The 23,612-nt window shown below is 63.4% G+C and carries 26 protein-coding genes; 2 read left to right on the plus strand and 24 right to left on the minus strand.

The genetic code is table 11. From position 1 onward, the window contains the following. The first annotated feature begins 76 nt into the window (after positions 1–76). On the plus strand, positions 77–979 hold the full coding sequence (locus LCH64_RS07210) for a LysR family transcriptional regulator (RefSeq protein WP_103485586.1): 903 nt from the start codon (positions 77–79) through the stop codon (positions 977–979). A 102-nt stretch (positions 980–1,081) separates the two neighbouring features. Here the strand turns inward: LCH64_RS07210 and LCH64_RS07215 are convergent, their stop codons facing one another. The 22 genes from LCH64_RS07215 to LCH64_RS07320 form a co-directional block, all read right to left on the minus strand. Continuing rightward, positions 1,082–1,519: an excinuclease gene (locus tag LCH64_RS07215; protein WP_226499851.1), complete on the minus strand. Its 438-nt coding sequence runs from the start codon at positions 1,517–1,519 to the stop codon at positions 1,082–1,084. A 149-nt stretch (positions 1,520–1,668) separates the two neighbouring features. Continuing rightward, positions 1,669–2,112, minus strand: a complete 444-nt coding sequence (locus LCH64_RS07220) for an excinuclease (protein ID WP_103485585.1) — start codon at positions 2,110–2,112, stop codon at positions 1,669–1,671. A gap of 29 nt (positions 2,113–2,141) precedes the next feature. Beyond that, positions 2,142–3,368, minus strand: coding sequence for a beta-ketoacyl-ACP synthase (locus LCH64_RS07225; protein ID WP_103519989.1), 1,227 nt, complete (start codon positions 3,366–3,368; stop codon positions 2,142–2,144). Then, positions 3,368–4,096 carry a 3-oxoacyl-ACP reductase FabG gene (fabG, locus tag LCH64_RS07230; RefSeq protein WP_226499852.1) on the minus strand — a complete coding sequence of 243 codons (729 nt, stop codon included), beginning with the start codon at positions 4,094–4,096 and terminating at the stop codon, positions 3,368–3,370. The genes LCH64_RS07225 and fabG overlap by 1 nt, the downstream gene beginning before the upstream one ends. Continuing rightward, the gene (locus LCH64_RS07235; protein ID WP_103485583.1) at positions 4,089–4,553 is read right to left on the minus strand and encodes a hotdog family protein; all 465 of its coding nucleotides are present in this window, start codon (positions 4,551–4,553) and stop codon (positions 4,089–4,091) included. Before LCH64_RS07235 ends, fabG begins: the two co-directional genes overlap by 8 nt. Beyond that, positions 4,550–5,746 (minus strand): beta-ketoacyl-[acyl-carrier-protein] synthase family protein, encoded by a 1,197-nt coding sequence (locus LCH64_RS07240; RefSeq protein WP_226499853.1) that lies wholly within the window; start codon positions 5,744–5,746, stop codon positions 4,550–4,552. Before LCH64_RS07240 ends, LCH64_RS07235 begins: the two co-directional genes overlap by 4 nt. Continuing rightward, positions 5,743–6,333 (minus strand): DUF3261 domain-containing protein, encoded by a 591-nt coding sequence (locus tag LCH64_RS07245; RefSeq protein ID WP_226499854.1) that lies wholly within the window; start codon positions 6,331–6,333, stop codon positions 5,743–5,745. Before LCH64_RS07245 ends, LCH64_RS07240 begins: the two co-directional genes overlap by 4 nt. After that, on the minus strand, positions 6,333–7,058 hold the full coding sequence (locus LCH64_RS07250; protein ID WP_201135993.1) for a class I SAM-dependent methyltransferase: 726 nt from the start codon (positions 7,056–7,058) through the stop codon (positions 6,333–6,335). Before LCH64_RS07250 ends, LCH64_RS07245 begins: the two co-directional genes overlap by 1 nt. Then, on the minus strand, positions 7,055–8,302 hold the full coding sequence (locus LCH64_RS07255; RefSeq protein WP_226499855.1) for an NAD(P)/FAD-dependent oxidoreductase: 1,248 nt from the start codon (positions 8,300–8,302) through the stop codon (positions 7,055–7,057). Before LCH64_RS07255 ends, LCH64_RS07250 begins: the two co-directional genes overlap by 4 nt. After that, on the minus strand, positions 8,289–9,449 hold the full coding sequence (locus LCH64_RS07260; protein WP_226499980.1) for a sodium:proton antiporter: 1,161 nt from the start codon (positions 9,447–9,449) through the stop codon (positions 8,289–8,291). The genes LCH64_RS07255 and LCH64_RS07260 overlap by 14 nt, the downstream gene beginning before the upstream one ends. Beyond that, positions 9,449–11,788 (minus strand): MMPL family transporter, encoded by a 2,340-nt coding sequence (locus LCH64_RS07265; protein WP_226499856.1) that lies wholly within the window; start codon positions 11,786–11,788, stop codon positions 9,449–9,451. The genes LCH64_RS07260 and LCH64_RS07265 overlap by 1 nt, the downstream gene beginning before the upstream one ends. After that, positions 11,772–12,374, minus strand: coding sequence for an outer membrane lipoprotein carrier protein LolA (locus LCH64_RS07270; protein ID WP_226499857.1), 603 nt, complete (start codon positions 12,372–12,374; stop codon positions 11,772–11,774). Before LCH64_RS07270 ends, LCH64_RS07265 begins: the two co-directional genes overlap by 17 nt. Next, the gene (locus LCH64_RS07275) at positions 12,371–12,796 is read right to left on the minus strand and encodes an acyl-CoA thioesterase (RefSeq protein WP_226499858.1); all 426 of its coding nucleotides are present in this window, start codon (positions 12,794–12,796) and stop codon (positions 12,371–12,373) included. The genes LCH64_RS07270 and LCH64_RS07275 overlap by 4 nt, the downstream gene beginning before the upstream one ends. Then, positions 12,789–14,333, minus strand: a complete 1,545-nt coding sequence (locus LCH64_RS07280) for an aromatic amino acid ammonia-lyase (protein WP_226499859.1) — start codon at positions 14,331–14,333, stop codon at positions 12,789–12,791. Before LCH64_RS07280 ends, LCH64_RS07275 begins: the two co-directional genes overlap by 8 nt. Beyond that, on the minus strand, positions 14,314–15,261 hold the full coding sequence (locus LCH64_RS07285) for a glycosyl transferase (RefSeq protein WP_226499860.1): 948 nt from the start codon (positions 15,259–15,261) through the stop codon (positions 14,314–14,316). Before LCH64_RS07285 ends, LCH64_RS07280 begins: the two co-directional genes overlap by 20 nt. Next, positions 15,258–15,992 (minus strand): glycosyltransferase family 2 protein, encoded by a 735-nt coding sequence (locus LCH64_RS07290; protein ID WP_226499861.1) that lies wholly within the window; start codon positions 15,990–15,992, stop codon positions 15,258–15,260. The genes LCH64_RS07285 and LCH64_RS07290 overlap by 4 nt, the downstream gene beginning before the upstream one ends. 128 nt (positions 15,993–16,120) lie before the next feature. Continuing rightward, positions 16,121–17,800, minus strand: coding sequence for an acyl-CoA synthetase family protein (locus LCH64_RS07295; RefSeq protein ID WP_226499862.1), 1,680 nt, complete (start codon positions 17,798–17,800; stop codon positions 16,121–16,123). Then, positions 17,797–18,342, minus strand: coding sequence for a hypothetical protein (locus tag LCH64_RS07300; RefSeq protein WP_226499863.1), 546 nt, complete (start codon positions 18,340–18,342; stop codon positions 17,797–17,799). The genes LCH64_RS07295 and LCH64_RS07300 overlap by 4 nt, the downstream gene beginning before the upstream one ends. Beyond that, positions 18,339–18,593 (minus strand): acyl carrier protein, encoded by a 255-nt coding sequence (locus tag LCH64_RS07305; RefSeq protein WP_003220947.1) that lies wholly within the window; start codon positions 18,591–18,593, stop codon positions 18,339–18,341. Before LCH64_RS07305 ends, LCH64_RS07300 begins: the two co-directional genes overlap by 4 nt. Before the next feature lie 9 nt (positions 18,594–18,602). Next, positions 18,603–18,878 (minus strand): phosphopantetheine-binding protein, encoded by a 276-nt coding sequence (locus tag LCH64_RS07310; RefSeq protein WP_003220949.1) that lies wholly within the window; start codon positions 18,876–18,878, stop codon positions 18,603–18,605. Further along, positions 18,862–19,668 carry a lysophospholipid acyltransferase family protein gene (locus LCH64_RS07315; protein WP_103521131.1) on the minus strand — a complete coding sequence of 269 codons (807 nt, stop codon included), beginning with the start codon at positions 19,666–19,668 and terminating at the stop codon, positions 18,862–18,864. Before LCH64_RS07315 ends, LCH64_RS07310 begins: the two co-directional genes overlap by 17 nt. Further along, positions 19,644–20,372: a beta-ketoacyl synthase chain length factor gene (locus LCH64_RS07320; RefSeq protein ID WP_226499864.1), complete on the minus strand. Its 729-nt coding sequence runs from the start codon at positions 20,370–20,372 to the stop codon at positions 19,644–19,646. The genes LCH64_RS07315 and LCH64_RS07320 overlap by 25 nt, the downstream gene beginning before the upstream one ends. A gap of 351 nt (positions 20,373–20,723) precedes the next feature. Here LCH64_RS07320 and LCH64_RS07325 point away from each other — a divergent pair, with 351 nt between their 5' ends. Next, positions 20,724–21,494, plus strand: coding sequence for a ParA family protein (locus LCH64_RS07325; RefSeq protein ID WP_103485568.1), 771 nt, complete (start codon positions 20,724–20,726; stop codon positions 21,492–21,494). Positions 21,495–21,607: 113 nt separating this feature from the next. On the opposite strand, the gene trxC is transcribed toward LCH64_RS07325, so the two are convergent. After that, positions 21,608–22,042: a thioredoxin TrxC gene (gene trxC / locus LCH64_RS07330; RefSeq protein WP_027611346.1), complete on the minus strand. Its 435-nt coding sequence runs from the start codon at positions 22,040–22,042 to the stop codon at positions 21,608–21,610. Positions 22,043–22,122: 80 nt separating this feature from the next. Beyond that, positions 22,123–23,586: a protein adenylyltransferase SelO gene (locus tag LCH64_RS07335; RefSeq protein WP_226499865.1), complete on the minus strand. Its 1,464-nt coding sequence runs from the start codon at positions 23,584–23,586 to the stop codon at positions 22,123–22,125. Between the last annotated feature and the right edge of the window lie 26 nt (positions 23,587–23,612).

Below are 23,612 nucleotides of genomic sequence, written 5' to 3' on the forward strand. Positions count from 1 at the left end.
CATATAGCTGGCTAATGTTTCTATCCAATATATTGTTCGACCTGTTTGATAGCTTTAACGACCTAATGGGGTTTCCATGGAATTGCGTCATCTGCGCTACTTCATCGCCGTCGCCGAAGAACTGCATTTCGGCCGCGCCGCACAGGTGCTGGGGATCTCCCAGCCGCCGCTGAGTCAGCAGATTCAGGCGCTGGAGCAAGAGGTCGGCGCGCGGTTGTTCGAACGCACCAATCGTCGGGTCGAGCTGAGCGAGGCTGGCCGATTGTTTCTGGAAGAGGCGCGGCTGGTGCTGGCGCAGGTCGACAAAGCGGCGGACGTTGCCCGGCGTGCGCAACTCGGCGAACTTGGCGAATTGAAGATTGGCTTCACCTCGTCGGCGCCGTTCAACTCGACCATTCCCCAGGCAATTTTTGCCTTTCGCCAGCGTTTCCCGGCGGTGCACCTCAACCTGCGGGAGATGAGCAGCACGCAAGTCGCCGAAGGGCTGGTGGATGAGTCGATCGAGGTCGGGATCATGCGTCCACTGGGTCTGCCGGATTCGCTGAATGTGGTGGAGCTGATGCGTGAGCCGCTGGTGGCGGTGCTCGGTTCCAAACATCCGCTGGCGCAGGGCAGCGAGGAAGGGCTGTTCCTCTCGGCGCTGGCGCTGGAGCCGTTTGTGTTCTTTCCACGCAGCTACGGCAGCGGGCTGTATGCGCAACTGCTCAGTCTGGCCCGCGATGCCGGGTTCAGCCCGCACTTCGCCCAAGAGGCCGGGGAGGCGATGACCATCATTGGTCTGGTCGCCGCGGGGCTGGGGGTTTCGGTGTTGCCGGCGTCGTATCAGCGGATGCGCATCGACGGCGTGGTCTACCGGCCATTGCTCGATCCGGAGGCGGTGTCGGCGGTGTGGCTGGTGCAGCGCAAGGATCAGAAATCGCCGATGGCCAAGGCGTTTGTCGAACTGCTGACGCGCAAGGTTGAGCCTTCATCAGTGTGATGCCTGCCGGCCTCTTCGCGAGCAAGCCCGCTCCCACCCTGGAATACGTTCCCCGTGGGAGCGGGCTTGCTCGCGAAGACGCCCGCCCAAACACCACATTTCTCAGGGCAACCGCACCAAATCCCCCTTCAACGCCACCCGCGTCACAAACACCCCGGCCCGGCACTCATAGGTATTCAAATCCTTGCGCACATGCTGGTCGTAATAACTGACGATATTGACCACCGCATTCGCCCCGACCCGCTTGGCATCGGCCTGCAACTTGATCAGGTTCGACTGCAGCACCCACTCGCAGGAATCGTGATCGCTCTTGTTGAAGCCGTTGGTCTTCAGATCACTGACCACATCCCGGCGCAACAACTGCTGGGTGCCCTGCGGCCCATTGCCGATCAGATAGAACTTCACACTGCCATCAAGCCGCCCGGCGCGAATCGCATCCGAGAGCACGGTTTCGAACGGCATGTACATCAAATTGGTGGCGTGGCTGGCGCTGGGCAATAGCCCGAAGAGTGCGACGGCGATCAGGGCTTTCACTTGCATGGTCATCTCCTTGACGGTGAAAGAGAACCGCGAGTGTTCGAACGATGGGCTCGCCGTTCCGGCAGGCATGACGCGGCAACCTGCCAGAGCGAGTGTAGATGCTGAAAACGAAGAGGGCGCCGAAAGGCGCCCTTTGTCGTTTCTGGCAATTACTGAACCGTCGCCAGATCACCCTTCAACGCAACACCGGCCATGATCGCGCCGGCGTGGCATTCGTAGTTCTTCGCGTCTTTGTGCTCGTTGCTCTTGTAGAAGCTGACGATGTTGGTCACGGCGTTGGCGCCGGCGCTTTTGGCGGCCTGGTGCAGGCTGATGATGGCCGATTGCACGACCCATTCGCAGGCTTCCTGATCGGTCTTGTTGAAGGCGTTGGTCTTTTTGTTGGTCACGGCGCCGCTGCTCAGAACGGTGACTTTACCGGGCGGGGTGGTGCCGGCCAGGTAGAACTTTACGCTGCCGTCGATCTTGCCGCTGCGGGTGGCTTCGGCAACCGCTTTGTCGAACGGCAGCATGACCTGTGTATCCCGGGCCTGGCTGACTGCCGGCAGGGCGCAAAGCAGCAGGGCGGTGATGGCGAGTTTGTTGAAACGCATGGAGGTCTCCTTGACCTGGATTGATTCGGTTAAGGCCAGCGACGGAAAATCAACGAGGTGTTGACGCCACCAAAAGCGAAATTGTTGTTCATCACGTATTCATGGTGCATCGGGCGGAACTCGCCGCGCAGGTAATCGAGCTTGCCGCAGTGCGGGTCGACCTCATCGAGGTTGAGCGTGTGCACGTACAGGTCGCGATTGAGCATTTCGATGCTGAACCACGATTCCAGCGCGCCGCAGGCCCCCAGCGTGTGGCCGAGGAAACTCTTCTGCGAGCTGATCGGCATGTGTTCGCCGAACAGACTGCTGGTCGCCAGTGTTTCGGCAATGTCGCCCTGTTCAGTAGCAGTACCGTGACCGTTGACGTAACCGATGGCATCCGGCGTCAGTCCGGCGTCTTCCAGCGCCAGTTCCATGGCGCGGCGCATGGTGATCTGCTCGGGGCGGGTGGTGTGCTGGCCGTCGGCGTTGCTGCCGAAACCGACGATTTCCGCGTGGATCCGCGCACCCCGGGCGAGGGCATGCTCCAGCTCTTCGAGCACCAGCATGCCGCCGCCTTCGCCGATCACCAGACCGTCGCGGCCCTTGTCATACGGGCGTGGGCTGGTCTGTGGCGCATCGTTTTTCAGGCTGGTAGCGTAGAGCGCGTCGAAGACCATGGCTTCGGTCGGGCACAGCTCTTCGGCACCGCCGGCGAGCATCAGTGGCAAGCGACCGAACTTGATCGCCTCGTAGGCGTAGCCGATCCCCTGGCTGCCGCTGGTGCAAGCGCTGGACGTCGGGATCAGCCGCCCGGTGAGGCCGAAGAAGATGCTGATGTTGGCCGCGGTGGTGTGCGGCATCATCCGCACGTAGGAGTTGGCGTTGAGGCCTTCGGCCACCGAGTTCAGCAGCATGTTGCCGAAGGCCTTGATTTCGTCGGTGCTGCCGGTGGACGAACCGCAGGCCACACCCATGCGCCCGTCCTTGATCGATTCGTCGCCGAGCAGGCCGGCGTCGGCCAGCGCCTGTTCTGCCGCGCCCACGGCCAGCCGTGACACCCGGCCCATGCTGCGCAGTTGCTTGCGGGTCCAGTGCGGCGGTACGACAAAATCATCGATCGGCCCGGCCAGACGGGTGTTGAGTTCGCTGAAGCGGTCCCACTCGTCCATGCGGCGGATGCCGCTGCGGTTGGCCGCGAAGTTGCCGGCGATGGTCTGCCAGTCGCTGCCCAGCGAGGTGATGCCGGCCATGCCGGTGACGACGACGCGCTTCATCAGCACAAGCCTCCGTTGACCGCCAGGACCTGGCGGGTGATGTACGAGGCTTCCGCCGACATCAGGAAATTAACCGCAGCGGCCACCTCTTGCGGGGTGCCCATGCGTTGTGCGGGGATCATTTTCATCAGCTCTTCCACCGGCACGTTTTCGTCGAGCATCGCCGTGTCGATCAGGCCCGGCGCGACGCAGTTAACGGTGATTTTGCGCTTGCCCAGTTCGATCGCCAACGCTTTCGCCGCACCGATCACCCCGGCCTTGGAGGCGCTGTAGTTGACCTGGCCCCGGTTGCCGATCAATCCCGACACCGAGGTGATGCAGACGATCCGACCGGCGGCGCGACGACGGATCATCGGCATCATCACCGGGTGCAGGACGTTGTAGAAACCGTCGAGGTTGGTGCGCAGCACCACGTCCCAATCGTCGTCGCTCAGCGCCGGAAAAGCGCCATCACGGGTCAGGCCGGCGTTGAGCACCACGCCGTAATAGGCGCCGTGGGTTTCGACATCGGCTTCGAGGATGGTCTTGCAGGTTTCGCGGTCGGAGACGTCGAATTGCAGGATGCGCGCGTTGCGGCCCAACGCTTCGACTTCGGCTTTCACCGCTTGGGCTTCAGCCACGCCGCTGCGGCAATGCAGGACAATGTCGTGCCCGGCCTGCGCCAGACGCAAGGCAATGGCGCGGCCGATGCCACGGCTGGAGCCGGTGACCAGTACGGATTCAGTCATCGTTCGACTCTCTGTTTTGTTCAAGGTATTGGCTGGGCTGCGGCGGGCGGAACACGTTCAGGCGGGCGCTGGCTTCGATGCCGGGGGCATTGATGTGGCATTCGAAAACACCCATGCCGTTGTCGTCTTCCAGCGAACGGATGCCGTGGATGGTCAGTTCGCTGCCGGCCGGAAACGCCTCGACGTTGCACTCGAACTTGCGGGTGCCGAGGAGGAAGCCGAGCTCGACCGGTTTGCCCTTCAAGCGAGCATGACAACCGGCGAACGCGGCGACACTCTGCGCCATCAACTCGATGCCGACCCACGCCGGCAGGCTGCCGTCGGGCAGGTTGAACAGGCCGTCGGGCTTGACCGTGAGGCGGGTGTGGATCTGCTCCTCGTCGAAGCTGAGGATGCGGTCGATCAGAATCATGTCGCCAGCGTGGGGCAGCAGTTCGGCGAGCGGCCAGTCGTTCATGGGGCGTCTCCGATAATCAGGCTGACGTTATTGCCGCCGAAGGCAAACGAGTTGCTCATCAGGTAGCGGGGTGCAATGGACGACAGGCGCTCGCTCGCGGTCACCCACTTCAGCGTCGGCAAGTCGGGGTCGGGCTGGGCATCCCAGACGTGTGGCGGCAAGGCTTGCTGCGGGTTGTCGGCGCTCAGGCTCAGCCAGCAGAACGCCGCTTCGAGGGCGCCGGCCGCGCCGAGGGTGTGGCCGGTCATCGGCTTGGTCGACGAGCAGGCCACGCCGTCGGGGAACAGCGTGGCGACGGCCAGACTTTCCATCGCATCGTTGTGCTGGGTCGCCGTGCCATGCAGGTTCAGGTAGCTGATTTGCGCCGCTTGCAGCTGTGCGCGGCTCAAGGCTTTCTGCATCGCTTGCAGGGCGCCGCGACCGCTCGGTTCCGGCGCGGAAATATGGTGCGCGTCGGAGCTGGCGCCGCTGCCGAGCAGGGCAATGGCCGGGCCGTCGCTGCGCTGCTTGCTCATCAGGAACAGCACCGCCGCTTCGCCGATGTTGATGCCATTGCGGTTGGCCGAGAACGGATTGCAGCGCTCGTCGGACACCGCTTCCAGCGCGCTGAAACCGTTGAGCGTGAGTTTGCACAGGCTGTCGACCCCGCCGCACAGCACCGCGTCGCACAGACCCAGATCGAGCAGACGCTGCGCGCTCATCAACGCCCGCGCACTGGACGTGCAGGCGGTGGAAATCACATAGGTCGGGCCGCTGAGTTGCAGCCAGTCGGCGAGAAAGTTCGCCGGGGCGCCGAGTTCCTGTTGCCGATAGTCGTACTCGGCAGGGAACAGCTGCTCGCGAAGATAGTGCGCCAGTCCGCGGCTGGCCTCGTCGATCCCCGAGGTGCTGGTGCCGAGCACCACACCGATGCGCGCGCGGCCATAGGTCTGGATCGCCCGGTCGATGTCCTCGCGAATCTGCAGCGCGGCTTCCAGCAGCAGTTGATTGTTGCGGCTGCTCTGGTCGGCCAGTTCGGCCGGAATCGCCGCCAGCTCAGCGTGCACCGCCGCCACCGGCAACTCACGTCCGGCCACCCAGCCTGACTCGTGGCGCATGCCCGAGCAGTCACCGGCAAACAGGTTGTGCGCGACCTGGTGCTTGTCGCGGCCCAGTGCGCAGATCACGCCGAGGGCATTGAGGTAGGCAGTCATGGCGTCGGTTCACCGAGGGGAGAAACCCGATAGTGTGGGCCTTGGGGCAGATTCAATTCGAAGCTCAACGGTTGTGCATAACGGATCGCCCAGCGCGGCCCCAGCGTGCGTTGCTCGCCCTGCTGCTGCGCGGCGGGGTAATTGCGCGCCAGTTCGCCGGAGGGGGTCAGGGCGAACAGCAACGCGGCAAACAGCTCCCGGGCTTCCGGATTGGGCGGCAGCAGCCCGTCGGCCTGCCAGCGACCGTCGATCAGTTGCTGACGCGCCTGGGGGATGCCCAACGGGTCCATCATCGACCAGCGGATGCCGGGGCCTTCGCGTTGGATCACCAACAGCCAGTCCTGACGTTGATCGGCTTGCTGGCGCTCGATGTGCAATTGCAGCGGTAACGGCAGCGTCGGGTTGCTCGCGGGCAGCGGGGCCTGGCTTGCGCATCCACTTAGCAGGGCCGTTAGCAACAATACCAGCCACACCACAAACCCTGTGGGAGCGGGCTTGCTCGCGAAGGCGTCGGCACATCCGACATCAATGCCAACTGACCTACCGCTATCGCGAGCAGGCTCACTCCTACAGGTTATGTGTCGCATCAGAGACCACCTTCAAGCGGTTTTCGGGCGACGACATTCACCAAGGTTTCCTCACGCTCGCCAAACGGCTTCGGCCGGCGCAATCCGAACCGCTCCAGCAAGCCAAAGTCCTTCGAACGGCTCCACCACAAATACGGGTACGAGACATTGCGCTCGCCAAACTCGAAACCCTGTTGGCGAATCATCTCCAGGTACTGCGCCGCGCTCTTCTGCACATGCATCGGATGGCGGAACAGCCAGCGGATCACCCAGGTATCAATGTAAGCCTCGGTAGACTCGGCGAACAGCAGATAACCGCCCGGCTTCAGTACGCGGTAGAACTCGGCGAGGGCTTTTTCCTGTTCGACCAGATGATGAAAGGTCTGGTGGCAGAACAGCAGGTCGACACTGGCATCGGCGACGTTGAGCGTCGCGCAATCGCTACCAATCAGCTCCACGTCGAAGCCCTGCCGCGCCGCTTCTTCGGCGCTCAGTTGCAGGCTGTGCGGATCGGCGTCGATGCCGATCAGACGCTGTGGGGCGAAGGTCTGGCGCAGATGGCGGAACGATTTGCCCTGACCACAGCCAGCATCCAGCAGCACCGGATGGGCCGGCAGCGACTCGCTGAACAAGCCGCGCAAATCGTTGATCGCCACGCGCAGCACATGGTGCTGCCAGGTGTGACTGCGCAGGAACCAGAAACCGAAGCGGGTTTCCTCGACGTAGCTGTCGCTCAAGTAATTCATGGGGCGTCCTTTGCACAGAGTTCGGAAATCATCTTCAACCGGCGGCGTGCTTCGCTGACGAACGGGTTGCGTTCATCCCAGGCATAACCGGCGAGGATCGAGCAGATCATCCGGCGAATCTCCGCCTGACTGTCTTGGTAAAAGATCACGTCCTGAAAGGTGCCGGCGTACCAGCCTTCGACGTAGCAGCGGAAGGTATCGACCCCACGTTTGAGCGGCTCGGCGAACTCGCGCTGCCAGTCGACGGTTTCGCCCTGCAACTGCCGGTGCAAGACCGCCGCGGCCATGCTCGCCGAACGCATGGCGATGGTCACGCCGGAAGAGAACACCGGGTCGAGAAATTCTGCGGCGTTGCCAAGCAGGGCGAAGCCCGGGCCGTGCAGGGTTTTCACATTCGCCGCATAACCACCGAGGGTGCGCGCCGGGGTGTCCCACACCGCGTTGTTCAATACACCGGCGAGGCTCGGGGTTTCGGCGATAAAGCCGCGCAGGCAGGCATCCAGATCGCTGTCGCGCCCCTGGAAGTGTTCGGCGGCAGCGACCACGCCCACCGAACAGCGCCCGTTGCTGAACGGGATCGTCCAGAACCAGATGTCGCGGTGTTCAGGGTGGGTGGTGACGAGGATTTTCTCGCGGTCGAAGGCCGGGTTGTCGATGTGATCTTCAACGTGGGTGAACACCGCCTGGCGCACCGGGAAATTCGAGGGTGCTTCCAGATCGAGCATACGCGACAGCACGCGCCCGTAACCGCTGGCGTCCAACACAAAATCCGCTTCGACGCGGTACTCGCTGCCGTCCTCGCGCAGCACGTCGAGCTGCGGTCGGGCCCGGTCGAAGTCGACGCGGACGATGGCGTCGCCGTAGCGGATTTCGGCACCCTGCAATTCAGCCTGATCGGCCAGCAGCTTGTCGAAGTCGGCACGTTGCACCTGGAATGTGGTTGGCTTGCCTGCGGTGAAGGTGTCGCTGAAATCGAAGGCACTGTAGCGCTCGCCCCAGGCGAAGGCAGCACCGGTCTTGCGCTGGAACCCGGCGGCGTTGACGGCGTCGAGCATGCCGGCCTCTTCGACGAAATCCAGGCAATGGCTGAGCAGGCTTTCACCGATGGAAAACCTCGGGAAATGCTGGCGCTCGATCACCAGCACATCGTGGCCCTTGCGATTGAGCAACGCGGCGGCGATGGCCCCGGACGGGCCGGCACCGATGATCACGACCTGACGGGATTCCATTTCAACGATTGGCACGTGAGCTCCAGGGCGCAGTAGCGGTGGTTTTCAGGGGCGCGCGGTGCAGGCCGATCAGGGCCGGCAACAGCGTCGCGATCAGGCCCATCAGCATCAGCGCGAAGTACAGCGCCGGGCTGATGAGCCGTTGTTGCAGCAGCAGGTTGAGAAAGACGATTTCACTCAGCCCGCGAATATTCAGCAGCACGCTTTCGCGCCAGCGGCTGGCGCCTTCGAACGACGCACCGGCCCAGCCCAGGCCGAGCCAGTTGCCGAGCAGTTTACTGGCAATCGGCAACAGCAGCAGCGCCGCCCATTGCACCGCGCCGAGGCTGGCGAGGGCGCTGTGCACGTCGATCTGCACGATGCCGAAGGTGAGGATCAGCGGGATCGCGATCCACGTCTGCAAACGGCTCATCCACCGCGCCGGCAATGGCAGCACCAACGGCACCTTCAGCAAGGCCATGCATAGCAGATAACCGATGCCGAAAATCAGCGCGTTGAGTTTGTAGTGCTCGGCCAGCACCAGCAGCGCAAAGAAGCCGAGGCTGTAGGTCAGCGGTCGACGCACGCGCAACAGATGCAACAGCACCGGCACGCAGGCCAGACCCAGCGGCAGCAACAGGCTGCTCAGATGCAGACTGCCCTGAGCGAGGCCGAACAGCGTCCAGCAGGTCAGGTCGATGAGGATTGCGGTCTGCACCAGACGCCGGGTGGCGGCGGGCGGGTAATCGATGTGGCGCAGGTACAGGTACAGCACCGGTATCGCGGTTATCGCGAACACCAGACCGATCGCCAGCGAGTTCAGCCACGGTTGCGCCGGCAGCAGCCAGCAGGCGGCGGCCAGACCGCAGGCGAACGGCACGACAAAACTCGGCACGGCGATTTTCACGCTCTGGCGGTCCAGTCGCAGGTCGATCACATCACTGAGAATGTGCCCGAGCAACAGCGCGAAACTCAGGCTGTAGAGGTCTTTCAGCCACCCCGGCGCAATCAGTTCGGCACCGCTGAGTTGCCAGCCCGGCTCAATCCAGAAGTACATCAGCAGCGGCAATCCGAAGCTGGCCAGCAGCAACTGGCTGACGATCGGGATCAGGCCGAAATGCCGACCGATACGGGTCACCACAGCGAACAGCGCCAGGGCCAGCAGCCAGAAACCGACGACCATCACGCTGCCGGCTCCGCGACGCCGGCGCTGTGGACGTGACGTCCGGCCCACGGCGCCAGAATGAAACTGAACGCCAGCCCGAGGCTCACCGCCAGGCCGAAGTTGCTCACCGCCGGCGTACTCGACACCGCCAGCAGACCGAACGACAGCCAGGTCGTCAGCGCCGCCAGCAAGGTGCCCAGCAAGCTGACAGCCGCACCGCCGACCTGCTCACGCATGAGGATCGCGTAATCGACGCTGATCGCCGTCACCAGCAGCAGGCCGAACAGGCTGAACAGGGTCAGCGGCTGACCGAGCCAACCGAGGCTGGCAAGGCTGCACAGCGCTGCCAGCAGCGGCAGGGCGACGATGCGCAAGGCGCCGCCGAAGCCGAACGGCACGATCAGCACCAGCACGATCAACACACAGGAGGCGAGTTTCAGTTCGGCGGCGCTGATCTGGGTCGCGGCGAACACGTTGTTCAATTCGCCGAGACGATCCACCAGCATCACGCCCGGCAAGTCCAGGGCCTGCACCCGCAGCAGTGACGGATTGTTCAGGCCTTGCAGGCTGGTCATCGCCGCCACGCCGTCAGCGGTCGGGCCGAGCCACAGCGTGCGGTAAGGCTCGCCCAGCGGCCCGGCGAGTGCCGCGTCGATGTCCTCGGCGGGCAGGCTCTGCAACTGCTGCAGTTCGGTTTGCAACGCCGCGAGCGGTACGCCGAGGTCGAGCAGTGGCTGCCAGTATTGCGGCAGTTTGCTCAGTGCTTCGCGCACTTGCTGTTGCTGGCTCGGCGGACTGAGCAGTTGATCGAGGGCCAGATAGCCTTGCAGTTTGTCGAGGTTGACCAGTTGCTGCAGGCGCTCGCTCAGTGCGGCCTGACGCTCCAGCAGTTGCTGCTGATTGGCGGCGCGCACGAGGAAGAACTGGCTGGTCGGCTGATAGCCGGTGATGCGTGCGATGGTCTGCGCCTCATCGGTCAGGCGTTGTGGCGCACCGACCCACTGGCGGATGTCGTTCTTGCTTTGCAGCTGCACCAGACCGCCAACGCAGAACGCGACCAACAGCGCCAGCAGCACCGGGGTGCGCACGTGTTCGAGCAGAGTGTCACGCAGTTGCACCAGACGCTCGGCCAGGCGCAGCGGCCATTGCGCCGGCACCAGTTCAACATTTTTCAGCAGGGCCGGCAGCAGGCACACCGCCGACAGATACGCCCCGAGCAAACCGGCGGCGGAGAACACCGCGATTTGCGTCAGCGCCGGGAAGGGCGTCCAGGCCAGCGCCAGATAACCGATGGCGCTGGTGATCAGGCTCAGCGTCAGCCCGGAGAGTGTCAGGCGCAGGGCTGGCCAGCTGCGCCACGGCTTGAGGCTCCAGCTTTTCGACAGATAGTGCAGCGGATAATCCACGGCCACGCCGATCAGGCTGGAGCCGAGCACCAGGGTCATCACATGCATGTGGCCGAACAGCGCCACGCAGGCCACCGCGCCGAACAGCATGCCCACCAGCACCGGCACGAACGCCAGCAGCACCCGCCAGCGGCGAAACGCCAACAGCAGCAACAGCAGAATACCGAGAGTGGCGCCGCCGCCGACCCAGGTCATTTCGCGGGTGGCTTGTTGCTGACCGTTGGCGGCGTACAGCAGACCACTGGCGGCCAACAGTTGCATGTCGGATTTCGCCGCCTGCTCGCGACTGTGCTGCAGCAGATCGGCGACTTTCAGCGGTAGGTTCATGTCGAAGGCATTGCCGGTGGTGCGCGCGCGCAGCAGCACCCAGCTCTTGCCATCGGCATCGGCGACCAGTGCGCCGCTGCCGATGTCCAGTTGCACCGCGCCGTGCTTCGGCTGGCTGTTCTGGATGCGTGCGGTCAGGCCCAGCCAGTCGTCCTGGCTCGGCACCAGGGTAAAACCGTTGAACGGATCGAACAGTGCCTGCACCCGTTGCTGAATGAACGCATCGGGATGCTCGGTCAGCAGTTGCCGATCATCCGCCGAGAGCATCGCCAGCCGTCCTTGCAGCAACTGCGTGCGCAGCGCTGGCAGATCCGCCTGCAGGTTCCACTGGACCTTTTCGAACAGACCGCTGGCCTGCCATTGCTCGCCCAGAGTCTGCGCCATGGCCACCGCTTGCTGGCGATCAGCGTGGCCGACCAGCACTAGCATTTCCCGATTGAGCGGTTCCTGCATACGTTGTTCGGCGCGCAGTTCGAGGGCATCAGGGTTGGTCCCGGGCACCAGCTCCATGAGGTTGGCCGACAGCGGCGCACCGTCGCGCCACTGCCACCCGGCCAGCGCGACGACCGCCAACAGCAGGATCAGGAACAGCCACGGCAGCCTGCGTTCACTCGGCAAAGTCATGTTGCTCCGCTTCGCTCAACGGTTGACCGGCGCTGCTGTCTTTCATGCGCAGCACGGTGCTGTCGCCCTGGGTTTCCAGCAGTTCGATGGTCTGCACCAGTTCACCTCCATCGATATTGATCTGCTTGAACACTTGCCTGAGCAGCAGCGAACGCGGGGTCAAAGTGAGTTTCCACTGTTGTGCGTCGCCGCTCAGGGCCAGCTCGAAATCCCGTTGCAGGCCGCTGCTGTCACCTTGCAGCACGGCGAGGAACAAGCGGTTCTGCTCGGCCCCGGCGCTCTTGTTCGGCAGCATTTGCCAAGCGTTGCCATCGCGTCGCGCGATGCCGTTGGCGGTGATGCGGTAATCCTGTTGCAACGGGGTCTTGAGCAACCAGAGCAGGCCGTGATTTTTCGCCAGGACGAAGTTGCCCTTGCTGATCAATGGCTGAGGCAGCGCGCGCAGGTGTTTTTCCTGAATGAACTGGCCGTGGATCACCTGCGGTTTCGCCAGTTGCTCGCTGAGCTGCTGCAGGTCGAAGGCGTTGGCCAGCGTCGACACGGCGAGCAGCGCCATCGCGCCAAGGCATTTGCAGAACAGGTTCATCGCAGCATCCTTTCCACCGCATCGGTGAACACTTTGGGTGAGGCCAGTTGCATCTCGCGACTGCTGATCTCGACCGCCACCTGCACCGAGCTGGCACGGGTCAGGCGCTCACCGGTTAGCAGGTCGGTGATCAGATAGTTGATCTTCAAGCGGTTCTCCCACTCCACCAGACTGGCGCGTACGTTCAAGCGCTGACCGAACACCGCGCCACGTACATAACGCAGTTGCAGGTCGATGATCGGCCACGCGTAGCCGGACTCGGACATCTGCGTGTAGTTGTGGCCGATCTGGTCGAGCAGCGCGCAGCGCGCCACTTCCAGGTATTTGACGTAGTGCCCGTGCCAGACCACGTGCATGGTGTCGACGTCAAAGAACGGCACGAGGATTTCCGTGTCGGCGTGCAGCACTCCGGCGCTACGCATGCAGCCTCCAGTGTTGTTCGGCGATGCGTTGCAGGCACAGGCGCAGTTCGCCTTCCAGCGCGCGGTCTTCGATGACTGGCGGGAAGTCCTTGGCCAGCTCTTCGTGCATGGCGGCCAGCGAAGGTGGCAGCGCACGCGCGTCTTCATCGCGACCGCGCAGCCATACGCCCTGATTGGCCGCGAGCAACGTGGCGGCGGCGACCTGTTCGGTCAGTTCCAGTACGCGGATCGCGTCGCGGGCGGCGATGGTGCCCATGCTCACCTTGTCCTGGTTATGGCACTCGGTGGAGCGTGAGAACACGCTGGCCGGCATGGTGTTTTTCAGGGCTTCAGCGGTCCAGGCACTGGTGCCGATCTGCACGGCCTTGAAGCCGTGATTGATCATGGCGCGATCCGCCGGGGCGCCGGACAGATTGCTCGGCAAACCGTGGTTGTAGCGCTCGTCGACCAGCAACGCGAGCTGCCGGTCGAGCAGGTCGGCGACGTTGGCCACCAGATTTTTCAGGCTGTCCATGGCGAACGCGATGTGCCCGCCGTAGAAGTGCCCGCCGTGCAGCACGCGCTCGGCTTCGGCGTCGATGATCGGGTTGTCGTTGGCGCTGTTGAGTTCGGTCTCGATGAACGCACGCAGCCAGTTCAGGCTGTCGGCCAGCACCCCGAGCACGTGTGGGGCGCAGCGCAGCGAGTAGCGATCCTGCAGGCGATGCAGCGGTGCGGTCGGCGCGTCGATCGCCAGATCCTTGCGTAGCCATGCGGCGACTTGCATTTGCCCCGGATGCGGCTTGGCGGCGAACAGACGCTCGTCGAAGTGTTCCGGATTGCCTTGCAGCGCGACAACGTTGAGCGCGGTGATGCGCGTGGCCAGTTGCAGCAGATAGTCGGCGCGGGCGAAGGCGAGGCAGGCGAGACCGGTCATCACCGCCGTGCCGTTCATCAAGGCCAGCGCTTCTTTCGGACGCAGCACCAATGGCGTCCAGCCCAGTTCTCGATGCACGTCGGCAGCCTGGCGGCGTTCGCCACGGAACAACACTTCGCGCTCGCCGGACAGGGTGGCGGCGACGTAGGACAGCGGCGTCAGATCGCCGCTGGCCCCGACCGAACCTTCTTCGGGGATCAGCGGCAGGATGTCGTGTTCAAGGAAGGCGTGCAGGCGCTCCAGCAGTTCGATGCGCACCCCGGACACGCCGTGACACAGCGACTGCAACCGTGCGGCCAGCACCGCGCGGGTGGCTTGCGGGTCGAGCAGTTTGCCGAGGCCGCAGCCGTGGAAGGTGTAGAGATGACGCGGCAGTGCCTCAACGTGATGCAGCGGCACCGCGACCACGCAGGAATCGCCGTAACCGGTGGTCACGCCGTAGATCACGCCTTCCTTGTCCAGCAGCGAATCGAGAAACCGCGCGCCTTTGGCGATGCGCTCGCGGTAGGCGGCGTCGCTCTGCAACTGCACGGGCGCCTGACGGTTGGCCAGGGCCAGCACGTCTTCGATGCGCAAAGGGCGTTCGCCGAAGGTTACCGGCTCATGGGTTGGCGTCGTCATCGGTCTTCCAGAAAGGGTAAAAGTTGAACCATTGGTGCGGGGCTTCGAGGCAATAGTGACTCAGGCGCTGCGCGTAGCGGGTGGCCCACTGATGAATGACCTGCTCGCGCTCGCGGCGCGTCCACGTCACGCTGTCGGCGAACGGTTCGAGAGTCAGGCGATAGTGGCCGTCCGGCTGTTTCAGGCACATCAACAGATTGACCGGGCATTTGAGCAAGCCGGCCAGCAGCCACGGGCCTTGCGGAAACGCTGCCGGGTGGCCGAGAAAGTCCACGCTGACGCTGCGCCCGCCGTGCAACGGCACGCGGTCGCCAGCAATCGCCAGCCATTCGCCGCGCTCCAGGCGTTCGTGCAGTTGCAGCATGATCACCGGGTCCAGTTCGCTGACCTGAATCAGGCGCAGATTGGTCGCCCCGGCCTCGCCCAGCAAGCGGTTGAACTGCTCGGCGTGCTTGGTGTGCACCAGCACGTTCATGGTGACCTTTTCGCCGATCTCCGCCAGCGCCCGGCACACTTCGAGGTTACCCAGATGCGCGCCGACCAGCAGTTGCCCGCGACTGCCGCGCAACTGATTGCGCAGCAGCGCCGGGTCGATGATTTCGATCTGCTCGATACGGATCTTGCCGCTCCACACGTCGAGCTTGTCGAGCAGCGAATCGGCGAACGCCATGAACTGGCGGAACACCCGCCAGTAACTCGGGCGCAATTCGGCGCGGTTGCTCCAGTCAGCCAGCCGTTGCTGGTATTGCCAGGCACTGTGGCGCGCGGTGCGGCCGAACAGGAAGAAGTACAGGACGATGCCGTACAGCAGCGGACTGAGCAGGCGCCGGCCAAGCACTTTGGCGGCGAACGCGGTGAATTTCATCAGCAGGAAGCTGCCGCGCTCTTCGCGGTCGGCCCAGTGCTTCTTGTCGGTCTCGATGCTCATGCTCGCCACCGGCGCCAGAGGATGACCGGCAGGCGCAGCAGCATGCCGAAGAACAACCGGGTGTGCATGCTGGAAATCAGCGCGTTGTCGTGGAACAGGCGGAAGTGTGAGACGCCATCCAGCGGGTAGTGCACGCTGGTCTGCAACCAGCGCATCGGCTGGTTGCGCCACGACAGGCGCACGAGGATGTCGGAGTCGAAATCCATACGCTTGCCGACCCGCGCCGAGTCGATCAGCGCCAGCGTCGGGGCCAGCGGGTAGACGCGAAAGCCGCACATCGAATCGCGAATCTGCAGCGACAGCGTGTTGATCCAGACCATCACGTGGGTCAGATAACGCGCGTACAAACGGCCCTTGGGCACGCTCTCGTCAAACAGCGGATAACCGCAGATCATCGCGTCCGGGTGGGCGCGGGATTCCTCGACGAAACGGGCGACGTCGTGCAGGTCGTGCTGGCCATCGGCATCAACCTGCAAGGCATGAGTGAAGCCCAGCCGCGCCGCTTCGCGCAGGCCGGTCATCACCGCGCCGCCTTTGCCCTGATTGAGGGTCAGGCGCACCAGATGCACGTGGTCGCGTTCGGCCAGCGCATCCAGCACTCGCGCGCAGGACGGGGTGCTGGCGTCATCCACCAGAATGCACGGCAGGCCTTGGGCGAGCAGGGCATCGACCACGGTGCCGATCGCGGTTTCATGGTTGTAGACCGGAATCACGGCGCAAGGGTTATGCATTGACCACATCCCCACTGTGGCGAGGGAGCTTGCTCCCGCTCGAGTGCGCAGCACTCGCCGTTAATTTTGTGTCGCTTGGAATTGGGGCCGCTTCGCAGCCCAGCGGGAGCAAGCTCCCTCGCCACAGGTTATGCATCGGCGGCTCCTAGCAGGATTCGCCCGCTGGAGCAGGTCGCGGTGTCGTTGCGGTAGGCGAAATACAGCTTGCCGCGTTCGGGATCGAAGCGCAGGTGCAGCTGGACTTCATCGCCCGGGCGCACCAGTTGCTGGAATTTCAGCACTTCCATGCCGGCAAATTTGCCGGGCAGGTTCAGCAGGTGTCGGCCGAGGTTCAGTGCCCACTCGACCTGCACCACACCGGGCAGCACCGGGGCCTTGGGGAAGTGACCGCTGAAGTAGGCCAGGTCCTGCGGAACACTCAATTGCAGGCTCCACTCGCCGTCGGTCTCGAGCTGTTCCAGCACTTCCGGGGCTTTCGGCCGTGGCGCCAGCAGCAGCGCTTCGATGTAGGCCTGCGGCAGCTTGCCCTGGCTGTTCAGCGGCAGTTGCCGCACCAGACGCCAGCGCCGGGGCAAGGCCAAGGCTTCGCAATGCTGGCTCAGGTGTTTGCGCAGGGCTTCGGTCAGGCTGCGACGGCCCTGTTCACGCAAGGCAAACAGGCCCGCGTCGCTGAGCACCAGCAAGGCACCCAGCACCGCACGGTTTTCCTGAACCACGCCCAGGCGTGCTTCGGCGACCCAGTCATGGGCGATCAGCGCCTGTTCCAGCATCGGCAGGGAGATACGTTTCTCTTCGAGTTTGACGATGCGGTCCAGCCGCCCGAGCAGTTCGAAACGCCCGTCGGCAGCGATACGCGCGGCATCGGCGGTGTGCTCGACATGCCCGGCCGGCAGATAGGGCGAGGCGATCAGCAGGGCGCCGTCGCTGTCCTGACTCAGTTCAACCCCGGCGAAGGGCTGCCACAGGCTGGCGCCCTGACGCCAGGCGATGCCACCGGTTTCCGAGCTGCCGAGGATTTCCGTCGGCCACTGGTGCAGGCGTTGCTGCAGACTCTGTGCTGCGTCTGCCGGTAACGCACCGCCGGAGGAAAACACCCGGCGCACGGCGCTCAGGGCCGGCCAGTCGAGGTTGTCGCCCATGCGCTTGAGCAGCGCCGGGCTGGCGACCCAGGCGAAGGCCGGGTGTTCGCGGCTGGCGCGCTGCAGGTCTTCCGAGAATGCCAGTTGCTTGCGCCCGAACGGACGTCCGGCGCACAGCGGCCACAGCACCCGGAACAACAAACCGTAGATGTGCTGGGTGGCGACGCTGCCGATGACCCAGGCTTCACCGAGATCCGCGCCCCACAGTTGCTCCAGTGCCTCGACCTCGTTGGCCAGTTGGCGCAGGGTCTTGTCGATGCGCTTGGGTTCACCGCTGGAGCCGGAGGTGCACAGGCTCAGGCGGCACTGCTCGAGATCGAGTTCGGCGCCGGGCAAGGCAGGCTGCAGCAGATCGTTCAAGTGAGCGTCATCGGGATGATCGCTCAGCCACAGATCGACTTCACTCGACCAGCGCTGGCGGGTCTGCGCTTGCAGATCGGAGGGCAGCAGGACGCTGACGCCGGCGCGCCAGGCTCCGAGCAGAGCGATGGCGAGGTCGGCGGCATCTTCCAGATGCACCGCCATGCGCTGCACGCCGCGTGCCTGCAGGCCGGCGGCAACGCTCAGCGCCTGCTCGCGCAGTTGCGTGTGGTCGAGCGCCGGGGCGGCGCTGATCGCGCGCTCCGGCAGGGCCTTGAGCAACAGTTGCTCAAGTTTTATCCAGTTCATTTACGGCCTCTTACCCGTTGTCGTATCAGCCATTCAATGGCAAACATCAGGCCGATCAATCCGTAGGAGATCAGGCCGGTGTACAACATCCACCAATGCAGCGGCGCCCACAGGGTCAGGAGCGCGGCGCACAAACCGTTGCAGAAGAAAAACACGCTCCAGGCCACGGTGACCTGGCGGGTGTAGCGGATCGCCTCGAGCGGCAGGTGCGGCTCGCGCAGTCGCGCCAGGCGCTCGACCATCGGCGGCCCGTATTTCAGGCTCAGGCTGAACAGCACCAGCATGAAGCCGCTGATCAGCACCGGATACCAGCGCAGCAACAGCGGACTGTCGAACAGCGCCAGCAGCAGGCAGAACACGATCGCCACGCAGGCTATCCAGCGGCTGCCGGGCTTGCGTTCGCCGGTCAGCGCGCGCGCCAGCCACAGGCCGCCCAGCAGCAGTCCGAACTGCCACGGGGCGAAGTGCTCCATGCCGAAATACACCGCAAAGGGGTACAGCAGCCCCGCCAACAGCAGGCCGAGGCCGATCAATCGGCTCATGCGGCCGGTTGAACCAGACGGTAGACCGCCTCGACCACGTCACCGACAGTGCGCACCGATTTGAATTCTTCGGCGGCGATTTTCTTGCCGGTCTGGCGTTTGATGTGATCAATCAGGTCGACCGCGTCGATGCTGTCGATTTCCAGATCCTGATACAGGTTTGACTCCAGGCTGATCCGCGCCGGATCCAGTTCGAACAGCTCGACCAAGGCATCGCGCAGGGTGTTGAAAATGTCGTCACGAGTTTGCATGGTCCGGTCTCAAGCTGCCTTTTTTGCCGTGACGAATGCCGCAAGGCTCGCCACGTTGGTGAAGTGGTTACGGGTGTCTTTGGCGTCGGCGTCGATCTTGATGCCGTACTTTTTCTGGATCGCCAGACCCAGTTCCAGTGCGTCGACGGAATCCAGGCCCAGGCCTTCGCCGAACAGCGTCTGTTCGTCGCCGATGTCGTCGACGCTGATGTCTTCGAGGCCCAGGGCATCGATGATCAGCAGTTTGATGTCGCGCACCAGGCCAGGGTTATTCAGATCGCTCATCTTCGGCGAGCTCCTTAATGTAGTAAGAGTGCAAATAATCATTGAGCTTGCGCGAGGCCTGCGGTGCAGGGCCTTGCGTGGCGAAAGTCTGTGGATCTATATCGGCCCCGATACGAAAACTGAAGTGCACGCGGCGGTGGGGGATGCGATACCAGGGTTCGGCCTTGGTCAGGGTGGTCGGATTGACCTTGATGACCACTGGCGTAAGGATTTTCGCACCGCGCAGGGCAATCGCCGCCGCCCCCCGATGAAAGGCTGGCGCCTGACCGGGTTGAGTGCGCGTGCCCTCGGGGAAAATGATCAGGGTCTGGCCGTTTTGCAGGGATTCGGCCGCGGCATCGAGCATGTCCATGCTGCCGTCATTGCTGATGTATTCGGTGCTGCGCAGCGGGCCGCGGGTGAAGGGGTTTTCCCACAGGCTTTTCTTCACCACGCAATTGGCCTGACGCACCAGGCCGATCAGGAACACCACGTCGATCAGCGACGGGTGGTTGGCGATGATCATCTGCCCCGGCCGGCCGAGGCGTTCCGCCCCTTGAATGTCGTAGGTCAGGACGCCGGTGCGGGCCATGAACCGCACGAAAAACCAGAACAACCGACTGACGGTCTGCCGCGCGCGCTGGCGATGCTTGAGCGCGTCTCCCGGCAAATAGCCGAGCAACGGGAACACCAGCAGGCGCAGGCACAGCCCGCCCAGCCCGAACAGAGCGAAACTGGCGGCGGTGGCCAGCAAGCGCCAGTAATAGGCGTCGCGGTTCTTCGCGGTCACGGGTTGCGTTGCCAGGTCCATACACGATTTTTCCAGGCATGTTGGCAATGGGATTGCTGGCCGAGCAGGGTGCGCAACAGATTGAGCGCGTGTGGCCATTGCGTTTTGGACAGTGCCTCCGGGCCGCTGTTCAGGGTCAGCCGCCAGTCGGTACCGGGAGTGAGCAGCAGGCCCAGCGCATAAGGGAACGGGACGTCGTCGATCCACTGCGAATAGGCCTGGGGCGGCTGCTCTTCGGTGATGATCAGCAGCACCGCCGGAGCGCCTTCGTCGAGCAGGGCAGCGGCTTCGAGGATGCCATGTTCCAGGCCATCGCCTGCCGCCGCGAGGGCGGTCATTTCGCTGGTTTCGCCGCGCATGATCGACCACAGACCGATGATTGCGTTGTGCACCGACAGGCTGAACTGGGTCGGCGACAACGGCTCGTCATTGGCCAGATCACTGAGGATCTCGAAGGTACGCGGGGTTTCGCCGTGGCGCGAAACAAACACCAGCGGCAGGTTCTCCCGTCCGTCGGCCAGCGGCCAGCCGACACTGAACGCCATGCGCGCCAGGCGGCTGAGCCGACGGCGCTGCATCGCCGGTAGAAACGACACATCGGGCGCGACATCGCTGCCCGGGAGCACGACCGGTTGTCGGCTCCAGGCCTGCCACGCGTCCACGCTGTCGAGCCCCGGGGCCCACGCGCGCCATTGGGCGATGTTGAAGTTGATCACGGAGTTCATCCCGCCCCTGCGGGCTTTTATGACGCTTTGAGTCGCCAAAGCCGCGGCTGACCTGACGTGGCGCTTGGCGCCGGGTGGCGCGCATTATCCCGGTGCGACGAGTGTGTAGCAAATGTTGGTTACGTTTTGCTCAACGAAATGTACTGAGTGGTTCGCAGAAAAACTGTCACTTGGCCATTATCCAGGTCGTGGGGGATTTGTCTGTCGGGCCTATCAGCGCACAGGAGAGGTTTTTGCCCTCTGTTCCCGCTGATTTTTGCGCCTGACTCTGTAGTCCGCGTCGTTGAAGGTAGCGAAGCGCACGCACAGGCAACTACACTCGGTCATTCTTTGATACACGGAGGTTTTGTCATGCGGCGCGTGGTGTTCAATCAGAAAGGTGGCGTGGGCAAATCCAGCATTGCCTGCAATCTGGCGGCAGTGAGTGCCAGCGAGGGCTATCGCACGCTATTGGTCGACCTCGATGCCCAGGCCAACTCCACTCAGTATCTGACGGGGCTCACCGGGAATGACATACCGATGGGCATTGCCGACTTCTTCAAGCAGACCCTGTCTTCCGGGCCGTTCTCGAAGAAAAACCAGGCCGACATCTACGAAACCCCGTTCGACAACCTGCACATCATCACCGCCACCGCTGAACTGGCCGATCTGCAGCCCAAGCTTGAGGCCAAGCACAAGATCAACAAGCTGCGTAAGTTGCTGGATGAACTGGATGGCGAATACGACCGGATTTATCTCGACACCCCTCCCGCGCTGAACTTTTACGCGGTATCGGCACTGATTGCCGCTGATCGTGTGCTGATTCCCTTCGATTGCGACAGCTTCTCGCGTCAGGCGCTGTACGGCCTGCTAGCGGAAATCGGAGAGTTGAAGGAAGACCACAACGAAGGGCTGGAAGTCGAAGGCATCGTGGTCAACCAGTTCCAGGCCCGGGCCAGCCTGCCGCAGCAGATTCTTGATGAATTGATTGCCGAGGGCTTGCCGGTGCTGCCGGTGTACCTGAACAGCTCGGTGCGCATGCGCGAGTCGCACCAGGCCAGCACCCCGCTGATCCACCTCGACCCACGGCACAAACTGACGCAGCAATTTGTCGAACTGCACAACCTGCTCGAAGACCACTGATTTTCCTGTGAGAGCGAGCCTGCTCGCGAAGAGGCCAGCACATTCAACATCTCTGTTGACTGAACGGGCGCCTTCGCGAGCAGGCTCGCTCCCACATTGGGTTCTCTGGAGGGTCAGATGCCTTGGCTACGCAGCCACGCCATCAACTGCGGCAACGGAAATGCCCCGCTCTGGCGTGCCACTTCCCGCCCGTTCTTGAACAGAATCAGGCTCGGAATCGAACGAATCCCCAACTGCGCCGACAACTGTTGATTGGCCTCGCTGTCGAGCTTGGCCAACCGGCACTTGCCCGCCAACTGCGCCGCCGCCTGCTCGAACACCGGTGCAAACGACTTGCACGGCCCACACCAGTCCGCCCACACATCCACCAACAACGGCAGATCACCTTTGATCTGGCTGGCGTAGTCGCCTTGCTTGAGTTCGAACGGCTTGCTCAGCAGCACCGCGGATTTGCAGCGCCCGCACTTCGGCTGATCGCCCAGGCGTTCGGCGGGGATGCGGTTGAGGCCGTTGCAGGCGGGGCAGGGGATGAGGAGTGGAGTGGTCATGACGGGCTCGGTTTAAGTTGATATCTCGTACGACTGATCTGGAGTCGTACGAGGCGTTTATCAAGGTTGAATCCGGAGCCTCAAGACGAACAACTGATCTCCAGATGCTTGCCCCACTCCGGCGGCCGCTCGGCATAACCCTCCATCCCCGGCTGTTCGTCGAACGGTTTGCTCAGCACCGCATGCAGCCGGCGAACCTCGGAGTAGTCGCCTTGTTCGGCGGCGTCGATGGCTTTTTGTGCCAGGTAGTTGCGCAGGATGTACAGCGGATTGACCGCGTGCATCCGTGTGCGGCGTTGCTCCTGATTGCTGTCGCCATCACGGGCAACCCGGGCCAGGTAGCGCTCGCCCCAGGCATCGAAGCCTTTGATGTCGACGAAGTCATCGCGCAGGCGGGCGACGGCTTGCTCTGCGGACTGGTCGCCGAGGCGGCGGAAAAACATGGTGTAGTCGACGCCGCTGTTCTGCATCAGTTGCAGCAGGTCTTCGAGCAGTTTCTGGTCGTCGTCTTCGGCGCTGGTGAAACCGAGGCGACGACGCATCAGGTCGAGGTAGTGCGCCTGGAACAACGGCAGGTACAAACCGAGGGTTTCGCGCAGGGCTTCGACGCTGATGAACGGCGTCAGGGCCTGGGCCAGGGCGCTGAGGTTCCACTGGCCGATCGGCACTTGGTTGCTGAACGAGTAGCGGCCCTGATCATCGGAGTGGTTGCAGATGAAGTTGGCGTCGAAATCGTCGAGGAAGGCGAATGGGCCGAAGTCGAAGGTGATGCCGAGGATCGACATGTTGTCGGTGTTCATCACGCCGTGACAGAAGCCGTAGGCCTGCCACTTGGCGATCAGTTCGGCATTGCGCTCGACGATCTCGCGGAACATCGCCAGATACGGCTCCGGCTGCTCCAGGCATTCGGGATAGTGCATCGCCAGTACGTGCTCACCGAGCTGTTTCTGCTGCTCGGGACGCTTGGTGTAGTAGAAGTATTCGAAGTGGCCGAAGCGCACATGGCTCGGCGCCAGACGCAGCACCATCGCGGCGCGTTCCTGCTTTTCGCGCCACACCGGAGTGTCGGAGCCGATCACGCAGGCGGCACGCGAAGACGGGATGTTCAGCGCGTGCAGCGCCTCGGAGGCAAGGAATTCACGGATCGACGAACGCAACACCGCGCGGCCATCGCCCATGCGCGAAAACGGCGTCTGCCCGGCGCCCTTCAAATGCAGGTCCCAGTGCTCGCCGGCGTTGTTGTAAACCTCGCCCAGCAGTAAGCCGCGACCATCGCCCAGTTGCGGCGTGTAGCCACCGAACTGGTGCCCGGAATAGACCATCGCCCGTGGCTCGGCATCCGCCCATAACTTGTGGCCGCCGAACAGTTCGGCGAATTCCTGAGTGTCAGCCGTCGTCTGCTCGAGATCGAGCAAGGCCAGGGCCGCCGGGCTGGCGACGACCAGACGCGGGTTGTCGATCGGTTCGGGCAGCACGTGGGCGGAGAACGCGTCGCCCAGGCGAGCGAAGCGATTGTCGAAGGTCAGTTCGTCGAGGGCTTTCAAGGGCCGGCTCCAGCAGAATGTCCGAG

Source organism: Pseudomonas sp. MWU16-30322, assembly GCF_020515535.1.
Classification (GTDB): Bacteria; Pseudomonadota; Gammaproteobacteria; order Pseudomonadales; family Pseudomonadaceae; genus Aquipseudomonas; species Aquipseudomonas fluorescens_H.